The organism is Exiguobacterium sp. s43, from assembly GCF_018617255.1.
GTDB classification, from domain to species: domain Bacteria; phylum Bacillota; class Bacilli; order Exiguobacteriales; family Exiguobacteriaceae; genus Exiguobacterium; species Exiguobacterium profundum.
The window spans coordinates 1-15,341 of the sequence record NZ_JACSJT010000009.1 but is presented as its reverse complement, the minus strand read 5'-3'; the positions used below and the strand labels follow the sequence as shown (position 1 = coordinate 15,341).

17 protein-coding genes are annotated in these 15,341 nt (G+C 48.9%); 4 read left to right on the top strand and 13 right to left on the bottom strand.

Translation table 11 applies throughout. The features are described from left to right. Positions 1-1,594: hypothetical protein (locus KNO79_RS15390; protein ID WP_214691718.1), on the bottom strand; the 1,594-nt coding region annotated here is incomplete at its 3' end. 915 nt (positions 1,595-2,509) lie between these two features. Between KNO79_RS15390 and KNO79_RS15385 the strand changes: the two genes are divergently transcribed. Both KNO79_RS15385 and KNO79_RS15380 read left to right on the top strand, forming a co-directional pair. Continuing rightward, positions 2,510-3,061 (top strand): hypothetical protein, encoded by a 552-nt coding sequence (locus tag KNO79_RS15385; RefSeq protein WP_214691717.1) that lies wholly within the window; start codon positions 2,510-2,512, stop codon positions 3,059-3,061. Positions 3,062-3,262: 201 nt separating this feature from the next. Beyond that, on the top strand, positions 3,263-3,547 hold the full coding sequence (locus tag KNO79_RS15380; protein ID WP_214691716.1) for a hypothetical protein: 285 nt from the start codon (positions 3,263-3,265) through the stop codon (positions 3,545-3,547). A gap of 124 nt (positions 3,548-3,671) precedes the next feature. Here the strand turns inward: KNO79_RS15380 and KNO79_RS15375 are convergent, their stop codons facing one another. Further along, complete coding sequence (locus KNO79_RS15375; protein ID WP_214691715.1) at positions 3,672-3,971, bottom strand: hypothetical protein; 300 nt, start codon at positions 3,969-3,971, stop codon at positions 3,672-3,674. Positions 3,972-4,279: 308 nt separating this feature from the next. Here KNO79_RS15375 and KNO79_RS15370 point away from each other — a divergent pair, with 308 nt between their 5' ends. Next, entirely contained in the window at positions 4,280-4,498 is a 219-nt protein-coding gene (locus KNO79_RS15370) for a hypothetical protein (RefSeq protein WP_214691714.1), read from the top strand. Between the two features lie 1,055 nt (positions 4,499-5,553). Here KNO79_RS15370 and KNO79_RS15365 read toward each other — a convergent pair. The 5 genes from KNO79_RS15365 to KNO79_RS15345 all read right to left on the bottom strand — a co-directional run bounded on the left by KNO79_RS15365 (position 5,554) and on the right by KNO79_RS15345 (position 10,576). Beyond that, the gene (locus KNO79_RS15365; protein WP_214691713.1) at positions 5,554-6,066 is read right to left on the bottom strand and encodes a phBC6A51 family helix-turn-helix protein; all 513 of its coding nucleotides are present in this window, start codon (positions 6,064-6,066) and stop codon (positions 5,554-5,556) included. Between the two features lie 25 nt (positions 6,067-6,091). Then, positions 6,092-6,934 (bottom strand): helix-turn-helix domain-containing protein, encoded by an 843-nt coding sequence (locus KNO79_RS15360; RefSeq protein ID WP_214691712.1) that lies wholly within the window; start codon positions 6,932-6,934, stop codon positions 6,092-6,094. A 399-nt stretch (positions 6,935-7,333) separates the two neighbouring features. Then, positions 7,334-7,660, bottom strand: a complete 327-nt coding sequence (locus tag KNO79_RS15355) for a hypothetical protein (protein WP_214691711.1) — start codon at positions 7,658-7,660, stop codon at positions 7,334-7,336. Positions 7,661-7,672: 12 nt separating this feature from the next. After that, positions 7,673-10,237, bottom strand: a complete 2,565-nt coding sequence (locus tag KNO79_RS15350) for a phage tail tape measure protein (RefSeq protein WP_214691710.1) — start codon at positions 10,235-10,237, stop codon at positions 7,673-7,675. Positions 10,238-10,321: 84 nt separating this feature from the next. Beyond that, positions 10,322-10,576, bottom strand: coding sequence for a hypothetical protein (locus tag KNO79_RS15345; RefSeq protein ID WP_214691709.1), 255 nt, complete (start codon positions 10,574-10,576; stop codon positions 10,322-10,324). 338 nt (positions 10,577-10,914) lie between these two features. On the opposite strand from KNO79_RS15345, the gene KNO79_RS15340 reads away from it, so the two are divergent. Beyond that, positions 10,915-11,142, top strand: a complete 228-nt coding sequence (locus KNO79_RS15340; RefSeq protein WP_214691707.1) for a hypothetical protein — start codon at positions 10,915-10,917, stop codon at positions 11,140-11,142. A 734-nt stretch (positions 11,143-11,876) separates the two neighbouring features. On the opposite strand, the gene KNO79_RS15335 is transcribed toward KNO79_RS15340, so the two are convergent. From KNO79_RS15335 to KNO79_RS15310, 6 genes are all read right to left on the bottom strand, one after another. After that, positions 11,877-12,812 (bottom strand): hypothetical protein, encoded by a 936-nt coding sequence (locus KNO79_RS15335; protein ID WP_214691706.1) that lies wholly within the window; start codon positions 12,810-12,812, stop codon positions 11,877-11,879. Positions 12,813-12,924: 112 nt separating this feature from the next. Beyond that, a complete protein-coding gene (locus KNO79_RS15330; RefSeq protein WP_214691705.1) occupies positions 12,925-13,251 on the bottom strand; it encodes a hypothetical protein in 327 nt (108 codons plus the stop codon). Between the two features lie 35 nt (positions 13,252-13,286). Further along, positions 13,287-13,481 (bottom strand): hypothetical protein, encoded by a 195-nt coding sequence (locus tag KNO79_RS15325; protein ID WP_047794720.1) that lies wholly within the window; start codon positions 13,479-13,481, stop codon positions 13,287-13,289. Further along, entirely contained in the window at positions 13,478-14,116 is a 639-nt protein-coding gene (locus KNO79_RS15320; RefSeq protein WP_214691704.1) for an HNH endonuclease domain-containing protein, read from the bottom strand. The genes KNO79_RS15325 and KNO79_RS15320 overlap by 4 nt, the downstream gene beginning before the upstream one ends. 160 nt (positions 14,117-14,276) lie before the next feature. After that, positions 14,277-15,014 (bottom strand): hypothetical protein, encoded by a 738-nt coding sequence (locus KNO79_RS15315; RefSeq protein ID WP_214691703.1) that lies wholly within the window; start codon positions 15,012-15,014, stop codon positions 14,277-14,279. Continuing rightward, the coding region (locus tag KNO79_RS15310) for a hypothetical protein (RefSeq protein WP_214691702.1) at positions 15,011-15,341 on the bottom strand (331 nt) is incomplete at its 5' end. The genes KNO79_RS15310 and KNO79_RS15315, both read right to left, overlap by 4 nt.

Here is a 15,341-nt window from a genome sequence, read left to right as displayed (position 1 = left end):
AATCTACGAATTTAGCGCCAGGAAGTTTACTGGCGACAATATCTCGTACGGCTGGCGGGAATCCGAAAACGAATACAGTCGCTTTTTTTCCGTGGGCATATCGAATACGAGCCGCCGTTTGGAGGATATAAACCGCAGCGTTACGGTCGACAAACGATTGGACGCGTGGATCGTCATACTCGATACCGTTGACGCCAATCTTGTACGAATCAATCACCGATTCCGACGTAAGGACCTCGACAATTGCCGTGTTAGTTCCGGCAGTCATGCTGAGTGGTCCAGAGATTACGGCAGCAGAAAGGTGACTAAATGAATTGTCGGAGCGCCCTGTGTCAGCGATTTTCGATTCAAATTCTAGCCCTTCTTCTTCGAGCAATTCGATGTACTCGTCATAAAATCGCTTGTGGAAGGTAATGACCGGCATCTCGCCGTTAAGCCGCGGCCACACCTCGTCCTTCAAAATCTGAACAAACTGCCGCTTAGACTTTTCTTTCTCATGGTGACTCTTGGAGAAAGTATTGTAGTTGGAGTAATAGATCGTGACGTTCGAGTAGTCCGTTTCGTCATTGAGCGCCAGTTGCTGGAGTCCTGGCAAGTCCAAGTATCGCGGGTCAACGTCAGCAGTAAAATCAAAGCAAATCATAGGCAAATCTGACGCCAAATCAGCCAACGAATACACGACATGGCCAGTGAGCATCGGGACTCGGCTACCACCGACTACATGGTGGACCTTACTGACCTGTAATCCCGCTCTAATGGCGCTCTCTACCGCAGTAAGACGTTCCAATACGTCATAACCGAGTATTGCTTTGACAGCGATATTGAGCGTTGTTGGTGCAAAGAACCCCGGATTAAGCGCCCCAAAGCGTGGCGTAGTATGGCGGGCCACTTCGAATTTGCCGAACTCGTCCCGGAACTCTTTAATTTGCTCGATTGCTGCGGTGACAAAACTTGAGTGGTACTTACGCTTCATCCGATCAGCGACGAAATGCAAATCCTCGATTAGCTTGTCGACGTCAGCCAGCGTAAATTCGTGCTGAATGATGAGATTCGGTACCTCGTCGACGATAATTTGACGCCGAATCCCGCCATTACCACGCTTACCGACGCCAGCCACACGACGGTCAAACATATCGCGGTGCTTGTCGCTCATTAGCGATTGTTGGAACATCGAGTGGGTCATCACGATAACGTTTTGGAAGCGAGCTTTATCGAACTGGTCACGGTAGGCAGCGGCTGAAGCGCAGTCACGTAGCCCTTTTACCGCCATCGCGCTACCTGGTGACACCTCGTTAATCGCGTCGACTAGCGCTGAGACTTCCTCTTTCAACAATTTGACGACAAGTAACGGACGGTCCGGACGATGGGCAACGGATTTGGCAAACTCTTCGATCATGACGCTTTTTCCAAAGCCGGCCGCGGCGGGAATAGCTACTTGATGGGCGGTCTTGCCGTCATATTGATGTAGTACGTCGGCAATCTTTACTGCTTGGATACCGTGATTGGTAGAAACGTTGACGCCGTAGGATTGCATCTTGTCAAGCCATGCATCGGTCAACGTGGCCACCGGTTGGGTATTTGTTGTTTGTAGCATTTGATAACCTCCAATGCGCTTCACCATACAAACCTAGCGAGTATCGTTACACTCCCTCGCACGAATCGTAAAAAGCGCTAAAGTTTTCTATATAGAGAAGTAGAGAAGCGGAATATTTAACGGTTGATACGGTATATATCTTGCTGACAATGTTTCAATTTATTGAAACCGATGAAATCGACATGGTAAGGCTCTTTGGAACTATTTGAGCGGTATCCCATTAACAACAGCGTCGTACTGACGTTGCAAACCTTCGACGAGTTTGCGGTGATATTCCGGTCGGCGTTCGAACGTGCAGCGCCCAAAGCCGTAGTCCCTAACGGTACCTTCCGGGATTCCGGATAAATCCGCCACTTCCCGGTAACTAAGTCTTAGATGCTGGCGGAAGGCCTCGAATTGCTGCGGGGTTAGTCGTTCGTTGGTATAGAGCATGGATCTACGTCCTTTCTCAATCTTGGTGATTGATAGAAATTAAATGAGCATCACTGTGTATAGGGCAGAAATCAGAAAATTATCCACTTTTGGCGAAAATTTCTCGCCCACTTTCGACTTTCTACACTATATAACCGTCTCACTTGGCAAATTCGCAGGTTTCGCTGAAAATAAAAAAGCCACTCGTTGAGTCGCTCATATATATTTATTGACAGTTATTTTCGGTTTTCATCACTTTGCCGTCATTTAATTCATAAAATGTTTGTACATGGCTTTTCAACGCGCCACTTAAAAATAATAAAAAGCCGCCGCACGTTACCGTCAGTTGACCCCAGAAAAGCACCGCCAAACGGCAGGTGCGTAAATGGGCGTTTCGATTTTATCTCGTCAATAGCAATTTTACTTTCGACCAGAAAATCTTCGCGTGTTAAGCTGAAATCAAATAACGTTACGGGAACGCTATAACGATGGGAGGTACATATTGTGAATAATGAATTTACATACTCTAGCGCTGATGTTTGCGAGAAACTAGATATAAAATCATCTACTTTACGGAAATGGGCGCTACTTCTCCAGGACGCTGGGTACCGTTTCAACTATGACACCAATGGTAAGCGAATTTACTCTGATCGGGACCTAACTTTGTTCCGCTTCTTTATCGAGGCGAGAACGCCTGGCGTTACAGTAGTCAAAGCGGCAAAAACCGCAGTAGAACGCCATAAAAAGCAGGCTACAAAGGTCGAAAAATCCGAAGGTGTTACAGACGTAGCTTCAGAATTTCCGGAAAAGAATATCCCAACCTCAGTTTCACTGGATCCAATGACCAAAGAACTGTTGGCTGGGCTAGTTATGGAAATCCGGGCATTAAGAACGGAGGTAGCGGGGTTGAAACAGGAGATTAATGAGGGAAGAACCGCAACAGAAGAGTCTTTAAAGGCTATAGAAGAAAAATCAAGTGCCGCTGCTACAACGGATATAACGCCTATAAAACGCTCATGGCTCGACAAATTGCTAGGTCGTGACGGGGCGGAATAAGGTGGCACAAAGCGTGCCAGACCGCTGATTTACCGGCACATTTCGTGCCATTTACGGAGTTTTGGCGCTATCACCGTAACGCTAGGCTCTGCCTAGTCTATCGCGGCGAGTGATAGCAGTTTCCCCTTATGCTCTTTGTCGAAAATAGGTTATACATCAAAATACATTTAGAGGTATAATATTCAAAAAAGAGGTGACTTAATGAGCAATTCTGACAAGGAATATTATGTGATAATTTACGACTTCGCTCATGACTACAATGATCCAAAGCGAAGATACGAAAGACGATTTGACTATACTGACAAGCACCCAGAGGTTTTCATGGAAGACTACATAGAATCTCAAAGCGCAAGCAGGCACTATGTATTTATCGAGAGTATTAAAATTAGCGAATCAGAATATTGGCGTTTACGCGAAAACAGCAGTGCACACGCAATGACTTCTCCAGGTAACATAGAAGAGATTTTAGATAGTTATAAATTGTAAGACCAGAAGATGATTGGAATATAAAAAAGCAGTCGTTGGCGCGGCTGCTTTTTGTATTATCGTGAGAACTTATTGGCGGCGGCCGGGCAATTGACTTTACCCGTTGCAGGAGGCGCATTTGGCGCTACGCTGTGATGATGTTAGATAATGTAATACGGATTTGTCCCGTTACGTACGTATCGTCGGTGACTCTAATTAATTCCCGCTCTAGCACGCTCTCATCGGCGCAATCGACGCCCACGACGTCAGTGATCGCTTTGATGGCGACTTCAAGCGCTAGGTTGCGGGATAACTCGGCACCGCTCAATACTTCTTCTTCGATGTCATAATCGACAACCCAATCATATCGACCGCTCATGTTGGCGCATGAGGACCAATCTACCGCATAGTTGGCGCTATGGGTGACTAATTTGATATTCCGCATAAATCAACAAACGAGGAGCGAGAGACGGCGAGTGTCAGCAACGGATCTGTTAAGCAACTTGGCCACGACGTTGACGCTGGCCCAGTGGATGCCGCCCATTGTATGGATGTAGAATAACCCCGGACGAACTTGCTCAATGCGTGTAACTGGCGAGTTTTTGTGTGCCATTTTTGTGCCTCCTAAATAGTTGATACCCATAATGTACACCATTTGTGCGCACACTGTCTAGTGATTATTTTTCTTTTTTGAATCTTTTTTGACGCTGATGCCGTAAAATGGACTTACAGAGCACCGGAGGAGGAATCATCATGAGCAAAAACCAACCGCAGCAAGAAAAAGCACCGCACGTAGAACCGAACCGTAGTCGGAAGCGGAAGCAGTTCACACTGTCCGACAGTACCCGTGATCAGCTCGACTACTTGAAAAAGTTTCACGGCACTTCCGAGAGCGTAATTGTCGATATGGCGATTGATCATTACTTCGAGTATGTCAAACAACACAAAAAGCCGCTCCGTGAGAGCGATTAACGGTAATCACTACGCCCCAGCGCATAATTCGCGTCTGTGGGCGTTTTTTGTCGGCTGGTATCGGTGTAAAACGGCGTCACGTCTGCGGGGAAGGGTTAGGTATGGTCGAGCGGGATAGGGCGTTTTCTTAAGAAGTTTGTCGAGGAAAAAGCGGTATGTCGGTCATAAACGGCACCAGACGCCACAGGACGCCGTATAAGCGTTTCTGGCGTTCGATACATACAAACACTAGGGAAATCGTTAGAAACGCTTAGAACGCCTCCTAGACGCCTTAAATGACGTTTGTGTGCGGACTTTGTGCGCCAAAAGTAATTTTTAATGTGCGGTATTTTTCGTGAGGGTGCCGGATTTGTCGAAAAATGACGACTTGGGGCGGAGTGGAACGGTACTGAACGTGGGGCAGCGGGTCCAGCGAGGTCAAACATGATTTTTGATGCGCGCATGGTTGGTGTAGAAGGTAGGCGGTCGGAGACGGGGCTGGATGGGGCTCAGCGGTGCATACGGTATACATCATTATTCATCGCATTTTACCGATAAAAGCGCGTTTTAAGGATAATATATATTATGTAAACCGTTGAATAGTCGTTAAATGGCTCAACAGCGCCAATCACCATTTTACCGTAATTATGGCCAATACCCGCCAATTCTATGCAACCACGCAAGAACCGCATAACAGCGCCGTTTATCGTGAATAAGCGGTTGTATGGTCACCGTACCTCTGCGCTCGACAACCTCTGACTGGCGATGAATAGAATCCTGCATATTTGGCGGTGGTTCCGGTGCCAGCGTAGCCACCGTGATCACAATATTAATCACAATGAATCACTGTCGGATACCGGTAGGAATGGCGTAGTGGAGCGGATTGTGGCGGATATGGCGATTGTGACTGGTGATTCGCGTCTCAAAAAGTTTTCCGAGGGTCTCCGTCAGAAGGCGTCTGCGGAAAATTCAGCGCCATTTGCACGCCTATTCCCGGTACCTTTCGCCATACCTCGCCCCAATTCCTTCTATTATGGCGCCAATCACCGCCACACTGCGCCACCAAATCACACAGGTCAGACTGTCGCCAGTTGACGCTCCACAATCTTGAACGCCTTGTTACGGTTGCCTGCGCCAAACACCGCAGCGGCGTCAATCAGCGCCAAGCGTCGCTTGATATCGTCCGGAGTGAGCGTGATGTCGGCGGGATTGGCCGTCACGATCGCCTGCTTGCCGAGCATGCCGTTGAGTTCCAGCACCAGTTGCGCGGCTCGAGCGTTACCGTCATTGATCGCCGCGTCCGCCATTGCCGTAATCATCTCGGATAGGCGGTCGGCGCTGGTGGCAATTACAGCTTGCTTATACGCCTGCTCAAACAACGACTGTCGGCGCCAAGCACGGACCGTATTACGGTGAACTCCGCACGCCTCCGCGATTTGGATGTCCGTCATCGGGCGCCCATTGGCGTCACCGAGCGTCATGAATTGGATTGCCTGATGTTGAGCGACACTCAACGTCGTTTTCGGCTTTGGACCGGGCTTGGCTTTGCCGTTATAGCGGGCATCGGTAACTAAGATATTTGTGGCCATAGTTTGTTGGCTCCTTTTTGTTGGTTTATGCGGCGCTTATCACCGCCATTTCTTTCTCGACAAGGTCGCAGTACGTCCGCACGAAGTAACCCACGATGTTTTTGACGCCATAATGTTTAGCAACGTAAGCGGTACGGACGGCTGCAGATTGAAGGCATTTCAAATACGCCGGCGACATTAAGTCCCAGCGAACCAAATATGGCGTCATTTCGACGTTTGTGACGTGCTTGAAGAGGGCGTCGCGTAGCGCTACACCGTTGTTGGCAAATAGTTCGACAAACTTCCGGTCAGACAAGCGGAGAGCGTTAGTGGCGTACACGATTTGCTCCGGAATGTCGTAAGCGCTCGCCAACTCTTTCTTCGTCACAGAAGCGACTGTTGGGCGCTGACTGTCGTTCTCTTCGAATGGTTTTAAATCTTTTAGGTTATTGGTGGTTAAAGAGGTGTTTACTGTCTGGACAAAATCGGTTGCTTCGTCTGGACATTTTGCCGGGCATTGGCTTTCTTGAGCAGTTTCCGTCACCTTGATAAATCGAACAATATTCGTTGTACGACGCTTATCTCGTGTACGTTTAGCTTCAAATACTTCGACCGCTCCCAACGCTACAAATTTGTTGAAGGCACGTTGAACAGTTTTAGTCGAACAACCTAGATCGGACGCAATCGTTTTATGGGCAAGCCAAGAAACTCCCGGATATTTGACCGAGTAGCAGGCAAGCATAAAGAAGATTTCACGTTCCGTTTTCGTTAGTTCGTCTTTGATTCGGTCACGATGAGCAGCAAAAGTGGCGTTTAGTTCTTCTTTGCTGGCGTGGTTGGATAGGGATTGTAGTGTGGCGTCGTTTAGCATCAATGTTAGTTTTTCCAACGTTCTCGTCTCCTTTTAGGAACGAAAAAGAGCGCTTCCCCGACCAATTAATCGAGAAACGCGCTCCGTTGAAATGAGGATAATGTCCTCAAAAATATGCAAACGGGTTGTTTTCTGCAGTTTATGTGCCGTATAATGAGGGCAACAATTATAAAAGTCTGCAGAGAAGCGTATTCGATGGTGAGGCATCGGGTACGTCCAAGATTCAGCGCGCCAACGCTGTTTCTCGGCTGTGGGCTTTTTTTGTCGTTCAGTTATGTTACGAACATTTTAACGCTTCCCATTGCCCCGATGCAACCATTTTCAGATAATTTTCCAATTACAAGAACCAACTTAATGCTTATTTCAAATACCTTAGTGTCATATTTTATTTTTAAATACGGTATATGAAATAATTAACTAAAGTGTCGCGATGACATAAAACTCGCCATTATTCTCGTCAAACAGCGCCAGCACTTCAACTCCCACATGCAACGATCCGTCCCGCTGAATCACCGCTTGCTTCGGCTCACCATCGACAACTAACGTTACATACTCTTCGCTAGGCAGTAGGCTCGGCAGGATTGTCACCATATCTCCGTCAATCTCTATGTCTAACTCCGTAAATTGAAAAGAAAATGGAGGGCCGCTTACGACCTCTCCGCGTAGGAATCTAATCTCCGTGTTATAGCCGATTTGTTGGATTTGATGGATTAAATTCTGTATCCCACTATTCCTTTCGTGCAAGACGACCACCCCTTATCCATTTTTACCGCGAGCTAGCGCATCAGCTAACTTTGTTGCAATCGAGCTAATATCGCTATCATTCCGCACTTCCATTTTTGCAATGTTAATCGAAAACGGACGCTGTGCCCCGCCACCAACCGGTACTGCGACTGCCCCGGCATGTGGATCTACTGTTGTCAAGTTACCGTTAGACCGCTGTAAGACGCCAGCACTTCGCAGCGCGGACGCTTGGCTGGCGGTCAAGACCGCTTCGCCGCTATGCAACTTGGCCATATAGCCGTTGTACGGAATTCTAAATGCACCGCTAGCGTGGCTGCCGTCGGCTTTGCGACCGCTCGACTTGCCTCCGCCACTACCGCCGCCAAAGAAACCGGTCACATAGTCCGTGATGTCACTGATTGACGGGAGCGTGTCTTTGATTTGATTCCAGACAAGCGTACCGATTCCGCTTAAAGCGCCAATTGCGCCGGCAAAAGCGTCATAGAGCGTAGAGGGTAGTTGTGATGCCCAATCGCTAACGTTGCCTTTGATTTCCTCGAACTTGCTCGAAAATGCCTCTTTTACGCGATTTAGCGCGTCTGACGCCTTTGTTTTCAAGTAATCGACGCCAGTTCCGAAATACGATTTGATGGTCTCCATCCCGATCGACACCAACTGTCCGGCTTTTGCGATTCCGGCATCAAAGAGCCCCGTGATCAGCGCCCACCCTGTTTGCGCCACAGTAGTGACGACCGTAAAGAGGACGGTGAATAGCGTCTTAATCGGGTTTAGGAACAACGTCGAAAACGCTGACGTGATGAATTGGAAAGCACCGACGAAAATCGCCTTAACGCCCTCCCACAACATCGAGAAATCGCCGGTAAAGATGCCGGTGAATACCTGTACCAAGCCTTGTGTGAACGTCAAGAAACCGGACAGTGCTGCCTTGATTCCGTTGAAGACGTTGACAAAGTGTTGTTGTAACACCGGAAGTACCGCTGCAAATACCGCCCGAAGCATCGAAGTCGCGTTGATCCACGCATCAAAGATTTGACTGCCGTTCGCGTCAAAGAACGCCTTGAACTCGGCAAACTTCGCTTTCACCGTCGTGATCACGGTCGATACCGCATTTCGGAACGTCTCCGACTTTTTGTATGCCGTCATGAACGCCCAACCGACGAGCGCTATTCCCGCTACGACGGCACCAATTGGCGACACGACAACGCCTAGAACCGTTGCCAGACCGCTGATTGCGAGCGTTACGGCCGTGACGATACCCGCTATAGCGAGCGGTTCCTTGAGCGCTACGAGCGCCTTGCCTAGCGCCTTGATTCCGGTCGTGAAGCCGGACAATTTGCCACCACTTTGCAATTTCTCCGTCAAGTTCGCCATCCACGTAGCCAACTCTTTGACTGCCGGCAATGCGGCGGTACCGAGGGCAATCTGTAACGTCTCCATAGCGCCACTTAACTGCTCCATCGCGCCTTTGGCGTTGTTCATCTTTTCCTTGGCGACGTCCATCGCCGTTACCTTCGACATTTCCTTATTCATCGTTTTGACGCCGTCAGCGCCTTCCTTGTACAGGACGTTTGCAGCACGGATCGCGTCGGCTCCGAACATGGTCCGTAAGGCGTTCGTCCGTTGCTCGGCGTTGAGTCCGGATAGCGACGTTTTGAGTAGTCCTGCGATGTCAGCCATCGACTTCATATTCCCCTGGGCATCAAAGAACTTGTTGGTACCGTCAGCAGTGACTAGGCCTAAATCCATCATTTGCTCGCTGGCGGCTTTCGTTGCTGGTGAAAGGTTCATAAGCATCGTTTTTAGCGACGTACCTCCGTCCGATCCGCGTAGCCCGTTCTGAGCGAAGACCGCCAATGCTGTATTGACGTCTTCGAAACTGACGCCCATCCCGCTTGCAACCGAAGATACCATTGAGAGGCCGTATTTCAGCTCACCTACCGACGTGGCAGACGCATTGGCCGCTCCCGCCAATATGTTGGACGCCTGCGAAGCGCTCATACCGTCCGCTTTGAACGAGTTTAGTGCCGTCGACATGATTTCGGCTGCTTCGGCGAGCTCTAGTCCACCTGCAGATGCGAGGTTAAGTGCCGATTCCAGTCCACCCGCCTGCACTTGTGCCGGAGTCAGACCGCTTTTGAGCAATTCCTCGAGGCCCTGAGCAGCTTGGAGACTGCTAAAGCTAGTTTTCGAGCCGAGATCCATCGCTAAATCCGTCAATTTCTTCATCTCCGCACCACTTGCGCCCGTTACGGCACTGATTGAACTCATCTGCGCCTCGAATTCGGCAGCCTTACTTAACGAGCCAAGTGCCGCCATACCTGCGCCAATTCCGGCGACTGCCCCAGGTAAGCTGCCTGCGATACCTGCGAAACCTCCCGCTGATCTTGTCAGTCCATCGAAGATACCGGTCGCCTGCTTACCGCCTTTTACGAATCGCCCGTTGGCGTCCCGGAGTCTTCCGGTTGCATCGGTAGCTTGCTTCATTTGGTTCTGAAATGTCTGCATCGACGCTGTTGCTTGCTTCATCGGCGATGAAAAGGCGTCCTTTAGGGATATAACCCCTTGTAACTGCATCATGTTTACTCTCACTCCTTTTTTAAATACAAAAAAAACGCCACCCTGCGAAGGGAAGCGCTCATTGTCACACTTTGTATGTCTGCTCTAATTATAGTCTTGCAAGTCGAACTCCCACTGGAAAAGTCCGTCAGCGTCAATGTCGACCGCACCACTTAAAAAATCTCGATAAAAAGTCCGCCAATACTCAATTATTGCGCCCCGGCTGCGTTCAACTAGCGCGCGACGTTGAGTATCGGCTAAATCTCCAATAACACCACCCAAATGGGCAATTTCATCCTGATTGACGTTGTATGACATAGTAAGCCGTAAAATTTCGGCGTCGTGCACAAAAATCCGCATGATCATCACCTCACTAAGATAATAGCAGGCGTAATCATGCGGAAGATAGCGTTTTAAATGCGTTGAAAAGCGTAACTACAGTACGGGAGGGGTACCGGTGTACTGAAAGATTCCAATAGAGTTGTCGAACTAAATTTATTGCCGGATTAAAAAAATTGGTTTAGAATCAAGAATTTGGCTTTGAATAATTTCGACTTCATTTTTATGCCAAACACTTGTCAGCCAATCTTCTATCTTTGTATAATTGCATACATAGGTCCCTTCTATCTTAGTAGAGGGGAGATAAGCTTCGACCTCGCTCATTCGCTCGATTTCTGAGCAGAGAGGAGGTGTTGTGGATGAATGACTTCATTACTTTTGCGGGAACTCATCCGATGCTCGTCATGTTGGTGGGTTTGACACCATTGCTTACAGCTATTCATGTAGCTTTGCAGTGTGTGGAAAAACTCCTTAACATCGCCAAGACTATCAAGAATTGGCGAGAGTCTTCAAAATCGGACCCAAAATCGGACTCAAATGAAAAAGACGGAAGGAATCCGCATGATCCAAACCGTCCGTCGCATTAAATTCCGCACAATGTAGGCAATGTCTCCTACCATCACGAAGGAAACAGCACTATAGAACGTAGATTCGCATTGCGGGGTTGCGTTTGTCTCTGATTGAAAAGTAGAATACCTTGACTCTAATAGCTGGTAACTATAAGAGTCGGACGTACAAGGTTAGCAGCTTGTGCGTCTTTTTTCTTTTCCAGACAAACTCCTCTTAAATAAAGTCTCGTATCCGAGAACACATTATCAACCATCACAAACGGTTATCACTGTGTGTCCTTACCCTTTTGTATCTCAAGTTACCCTAATTCGGTAATTAAGTAACATAAGTGGCAAGTAATTAAGTAAACTCCCGTTTTTAATACGGTTGAAATGATAACTCCATTGTATCCAAGCAATATTAGACTTGCAAGCTTTTTAGGGTCTGTAATGTTACCTTTTTATATCGACGTTGTCAACGACTGTTTTCGGTTATAGACTCTAGTTTAATTCGACAGCTCTGAATTGCTCGCAAAATGAGCGGCACAGCGCGAAATAGTCAGCAATATAGTCGCTGTCTTTACCACATGATAAAGCTTTAGCCTCCGCTCGTTCCAATGTGTCCGCTGTTGGCTTTTTGATAGCTCCTTTGTCTAATTCTAACGCTACGTAACGAGCATTAATCGCCTCGTTCGTTACGCCAAAGCGCTCCTTCCGCTCCAGCACCTCGACGCTATGCTCTAAGTAGCTGCCAGTGTCTGATTGTAGGATTCTCATTGCTCAGTTACCTCCGAAGTATCGATATCAATAGATTTACGCCCGTCCGACACCATGATCACGTCCTCATATTGTCGCAACTTAGTTGATTGCGCGACTTCGTGGTCATAAATTTTCTTGTTTTTACGACCCACTACATAGGATGCAAACTCTTCCTGATGCAAGGCGTCCAGGAACAATTTGTAGTTGTCGGGGTTATCCAGCGCCACTTTAGCATTGTGACCAGTAGATCGGAATGCCGCGCCCACTAATCCCGTTTGTTCGGCAATTACATTCTCATGCAATTCGCCGACGTATAGTGGCGACTCGAAAAAAGCGGCATCAGCCAGCAAAGCTTTAGCTTCGTTTTGCTCTGCGGTAAAGCGACCCTTTTCGAGCTGCGCGATAACTCGCTTGATATCCGTTGTATTGGCTAACTTGTCGTTACTTTGTAGTGTGCTTGCATTAACGCGGTCAAACCCGTCAAGAATCGCATCGACGTCGATTTGGCGATATAAAGCGGCACTACCGCCAGTCGCCGCGATCAACGAATCAACGGCTGCGAAAAATTGTTTAGCATCGCTCGCCGTGCGAGAAGCAATCCGCAGTTCAAGGGCAGCCGAGTTAAACAGTTGCTGTTGCGTCGCGCTAGGTGCCGGCGGCTCCGCACCAAGAACTTCGTTGGCTGCGGTTTGTAACGACTCGCGAGCCTGCTTTTGCTTTTTCAGCATCTCAGCGTGCTTATCAACTAACGGTTTAAATGCCTTGGCATAGGCATTAAGGCGGGCTTTCTCGCCATCAAAACCCTTTAACATCGGGTCCCCGTTAATTAATAGAATATCGGTTTGTAGCTGTTCCTTAGCGGCGATTGTCGCAGCAGTGAGTCCTTTACGTTTCCAATCCAGTAATTCAGCACTAATTTCTTTGATTTGATTGAGATTAAGTTTTGCCATAGTTGGCACCTTCCTTTTCGGTTTTTCCGCACTTTTAGGTACGGGTGGTACAGGCATTGGCGCTGGTTTGAGGAGCATAAGCCCGCTCGGCGCTCGATTGTACGACATAAATCTACTCATAACGGAACACCACGCAATCCCCGTAGTATCGCTCAATCCCGGTCAATTCCGGACTGACCACGATATATTCCGGCTTAATTGGCGGCAACGGGGCAATCCAGTCGCCATCCTCGTCGCGATACGGTTCAAAGTCGTCATAATCGCCATCTGAACGCATGATATCGTCAAGCAGTAGTCGCGCCATTTCGAGCGGAGTTGGGCTAATCACCGGGTGAACGCGCTCTGTAGCGTGGTCGTCATAAAAGCTCGCCACGCCAACGCCAAAAGGCACCTTACGGGCGGCTGCTGCTGTCATTTGGTCGTTGGTGATACGGACCATCTCGCATTTGGGGTCATACGATAGTCGGCGCATGATCAGTACCCTCGCTTTTGCAATTGACGGAATCGGGCGTCACGACGCATCAATGCCGCCTCTAATTTGTCTGCGTGAATTCGCGCTTTGAAGTCCTTCGTACGCTCAAATGGCGCGGATTCTCGCTTTTTTGGCGCTGGGTAGCATAGAGACACCGGTTTTGGTGCATCCTGTCGCTTTTTACGTCGTTTTTTCATGCGGGCACCTCCGTTGGATTTTCATTAAGTCGCCACATCAGCGTGGTGTAGTCTTCTTCAAAGACCAATTTCTTGCCCTCAAAGCGACACGTGGATCCATAGACGAATTCACCGCGAGCCAAAAACTCTTCGGACAGCAGCAAATCGTCGGCAATCTCGATTTTTTCGGGGATCGGGCGGCCTTTTGCTTGGGCGAGCGCGTCAAAATAGGCGATGACATCAGCTTTCGTCTTGCCGCGGAACGCATAAGCAGGATATCGCTCGTTTTCCGTCCATACCGGTTTGGCGAACAAAGCGTAATACTCCGCCAAAGTGCGCTTTCCTTTGCGCGAATTGGCGTCACGGCGCGCAAAAACGAGATTAGACAAATCGTTAATAGACGTCTCTCCGATGATGCTGACCGGGTGCAAATGGTCCACGCTTATTTCTTCGACGCTCGTAAATGGTCGACCAGTAAGCGCGCAGACGGCGTCTTGCATCGCCAGTAAGTCGTCGAGTTGGCTTTTGGTGGGCTTCGTCTCGCTCGCTGGGAAACGACGTCGTGTCGCGTAGGCTGCGGTAGATACGCGGCCATTTAGTGATCTACGATACTTCCGATAATAGTCGGCCTTAGATTTACTCTTAGTTGTTTGCACTCAAGCAAGCACTTCCTTTCAGATTTGGGTTCGTTCGTTTTAATAGCGGTTGACATAATACGCACGCATACACCCGAAAATGAGTCCAATCGGGCGCACAAATGCACTATCTTTCTACTTATAGAGAGTTTTCGGACACTTTTCGCTTGTTTTAGCGCCTTCACCCAAGACTATTTTGGAACGGGTCGTAAGTATTTTTGAAGTCTTGGACCAGCTCTTTTTCGTACGTTTGCCGCGTCGACTCTTTGATCGGTATCGTTCTTGTTTTTCCATCCGGATTGGCTGAACTTAGCTTTCGATGGGTGTCACAACAATGGCGAGCGCTGGCATTTTGCACCCGAACCACCGCTAGACTCGAATCATGGGCCAGGTATTTGCCGCCTTTTGCAGTAACCAATCGCCACCCGTCCGCCTCCAAATCGTCTGCATACGCCCGAACATCGCCCAAGTGCAGCCATACCGTCTCACAGCCCTTTGTGGCGCAGGTTGAGCGGTCGACATACCGCAGGGACAGCGACCATTCTTCGTGCTCATGGAGGTGCTGCATTTGAGTAGTGCGGTCCCGATGAATGATGTCGTCCTCGTAAAAGTCGTCTTCGAGCGTGATTTCACCGGCTAAGTTGAGGATGGCGGTCGAGCGGAGCATCTTTTCAATGCGAGCAGGATCGGAATGGCGCCCATCAAGCCAAGACGCGACGTGATCACGGTATTTCCGCTTGGCACTGCTCGTTTTGTGTATCGACGGCGGGTCCACCCACGGATGATTGGCAAATTTATCGGCAGGGAAGCGCTCGAAACCGCCAAGTATCGCCACTTTCTCATTTGCTGGGGCGTCGCATAGCGCCACAAACAACTCCGCCACTTCTCGCAACTCGTCAATCGTCAAGTGGTCGCTCATCCAGTCACCCTCTCTAGGCGTTGCGGAGTTGCAAACCGCCACCCAGTTTCCTTTAAGATTTGCACTACTTCTGCCTCGTGACGGAACTTCCGGAATGTGGACGGCGGAACTCCGATGGCATCGCGTAAATCTTTCGTTCGTATTTCATCACCGGCGAACTCCCGTAAGTACTGGTCTAGCTTTTCTGCGCTCGTATCTCGCTTTTTGGCTTTGTTACGTCGCAATCCCTTTAGCTTCAAATCTACGAATTTAGCGCCAGGAAGTTTACTGGCGACAATATCTCGTACGGCTGGCGGGAATCCGAAAACGAATACAGTCGCTTTTTTT

Bases quoted from the DNA above. Each gene is read 5' to 3' on its own strand.
- KNO79_RS15335 (WP_214691706.1), bottom strand. From the start codon at position 12,812: ATGGCAAAACTTAATCTCAATCAAATCAAAGAAATTAGTGCTGAATTA.
- KNO79_RS15330 (WP_214691705.1), bottom strand. From the start codon at position 13,251: ATGGTCCGTATCACCAACGACCAAATGACAGCAGCAGCCGCCCGTAAG.
- KNO79_RS15365 (WP_214691713.1), bottom strand. From the start codon at position 6,066: ATGGCCACAAATATCTTAGTTACCGATGCCCGCTATAACGGCAAAGCC.
- KNO79_RS15370 (WP_214691714.1), top strand. From the start codon at position 4,280: ATGAGCAAAAACCAACCGCAGCAAGAAAAAGCACCGCACGTAGAACCG.
- KNO79_RS15375 (WP_214691715.1), bottom strand. From the start codon at position 3,971: ATGCGGAATATCAAATTAGTCACCCATAGCGCCAACTATGCGGTAGAT.
- KNO79_RS15325 (WP_047794720.1), bottom strand. From the start codon at position 13,481: ATGAAAAAACGACGTAAAAAGCGACAGGATGCACCAAAACCGGTGTCT.
- KNO79_RS15350 (WP_214691710.1), bottom strand. From the start codon at position 10,237: ATGATGCAGTTACAAGGGGTTATATCCCTAAAGGACGCCTTTTCATCG.
- KNO79_RS15340 (WP_214691707.1), top strand. From the start codon at position 10,915: ATGAATGACTTCATTACTTTTGCGGGAACTCATCCGATGCTCGTCATG.
- KNO79_RS15315 (WP_214691703.1), bottom strand. From the start codon at position 15,014: ATGAGCGACCACTTGACGATTGACGAGTTGCGAGAAGTGGCGGAGTTG.
- KNO79_RS15380 (WP_214691716.1), top strand. From the start codon at position 3,263: ATGAGCAATTCTGACAAGGAATATTATGTGATAATTTACGACTTCGCT.
- KNO79_RS15345 (WP_214691709.1), bottom strand. From the start codon at position 10,576: ATGCGGATTTTTGTGCACGACGCCGAAATTTTACGGCTTACTATGTCA.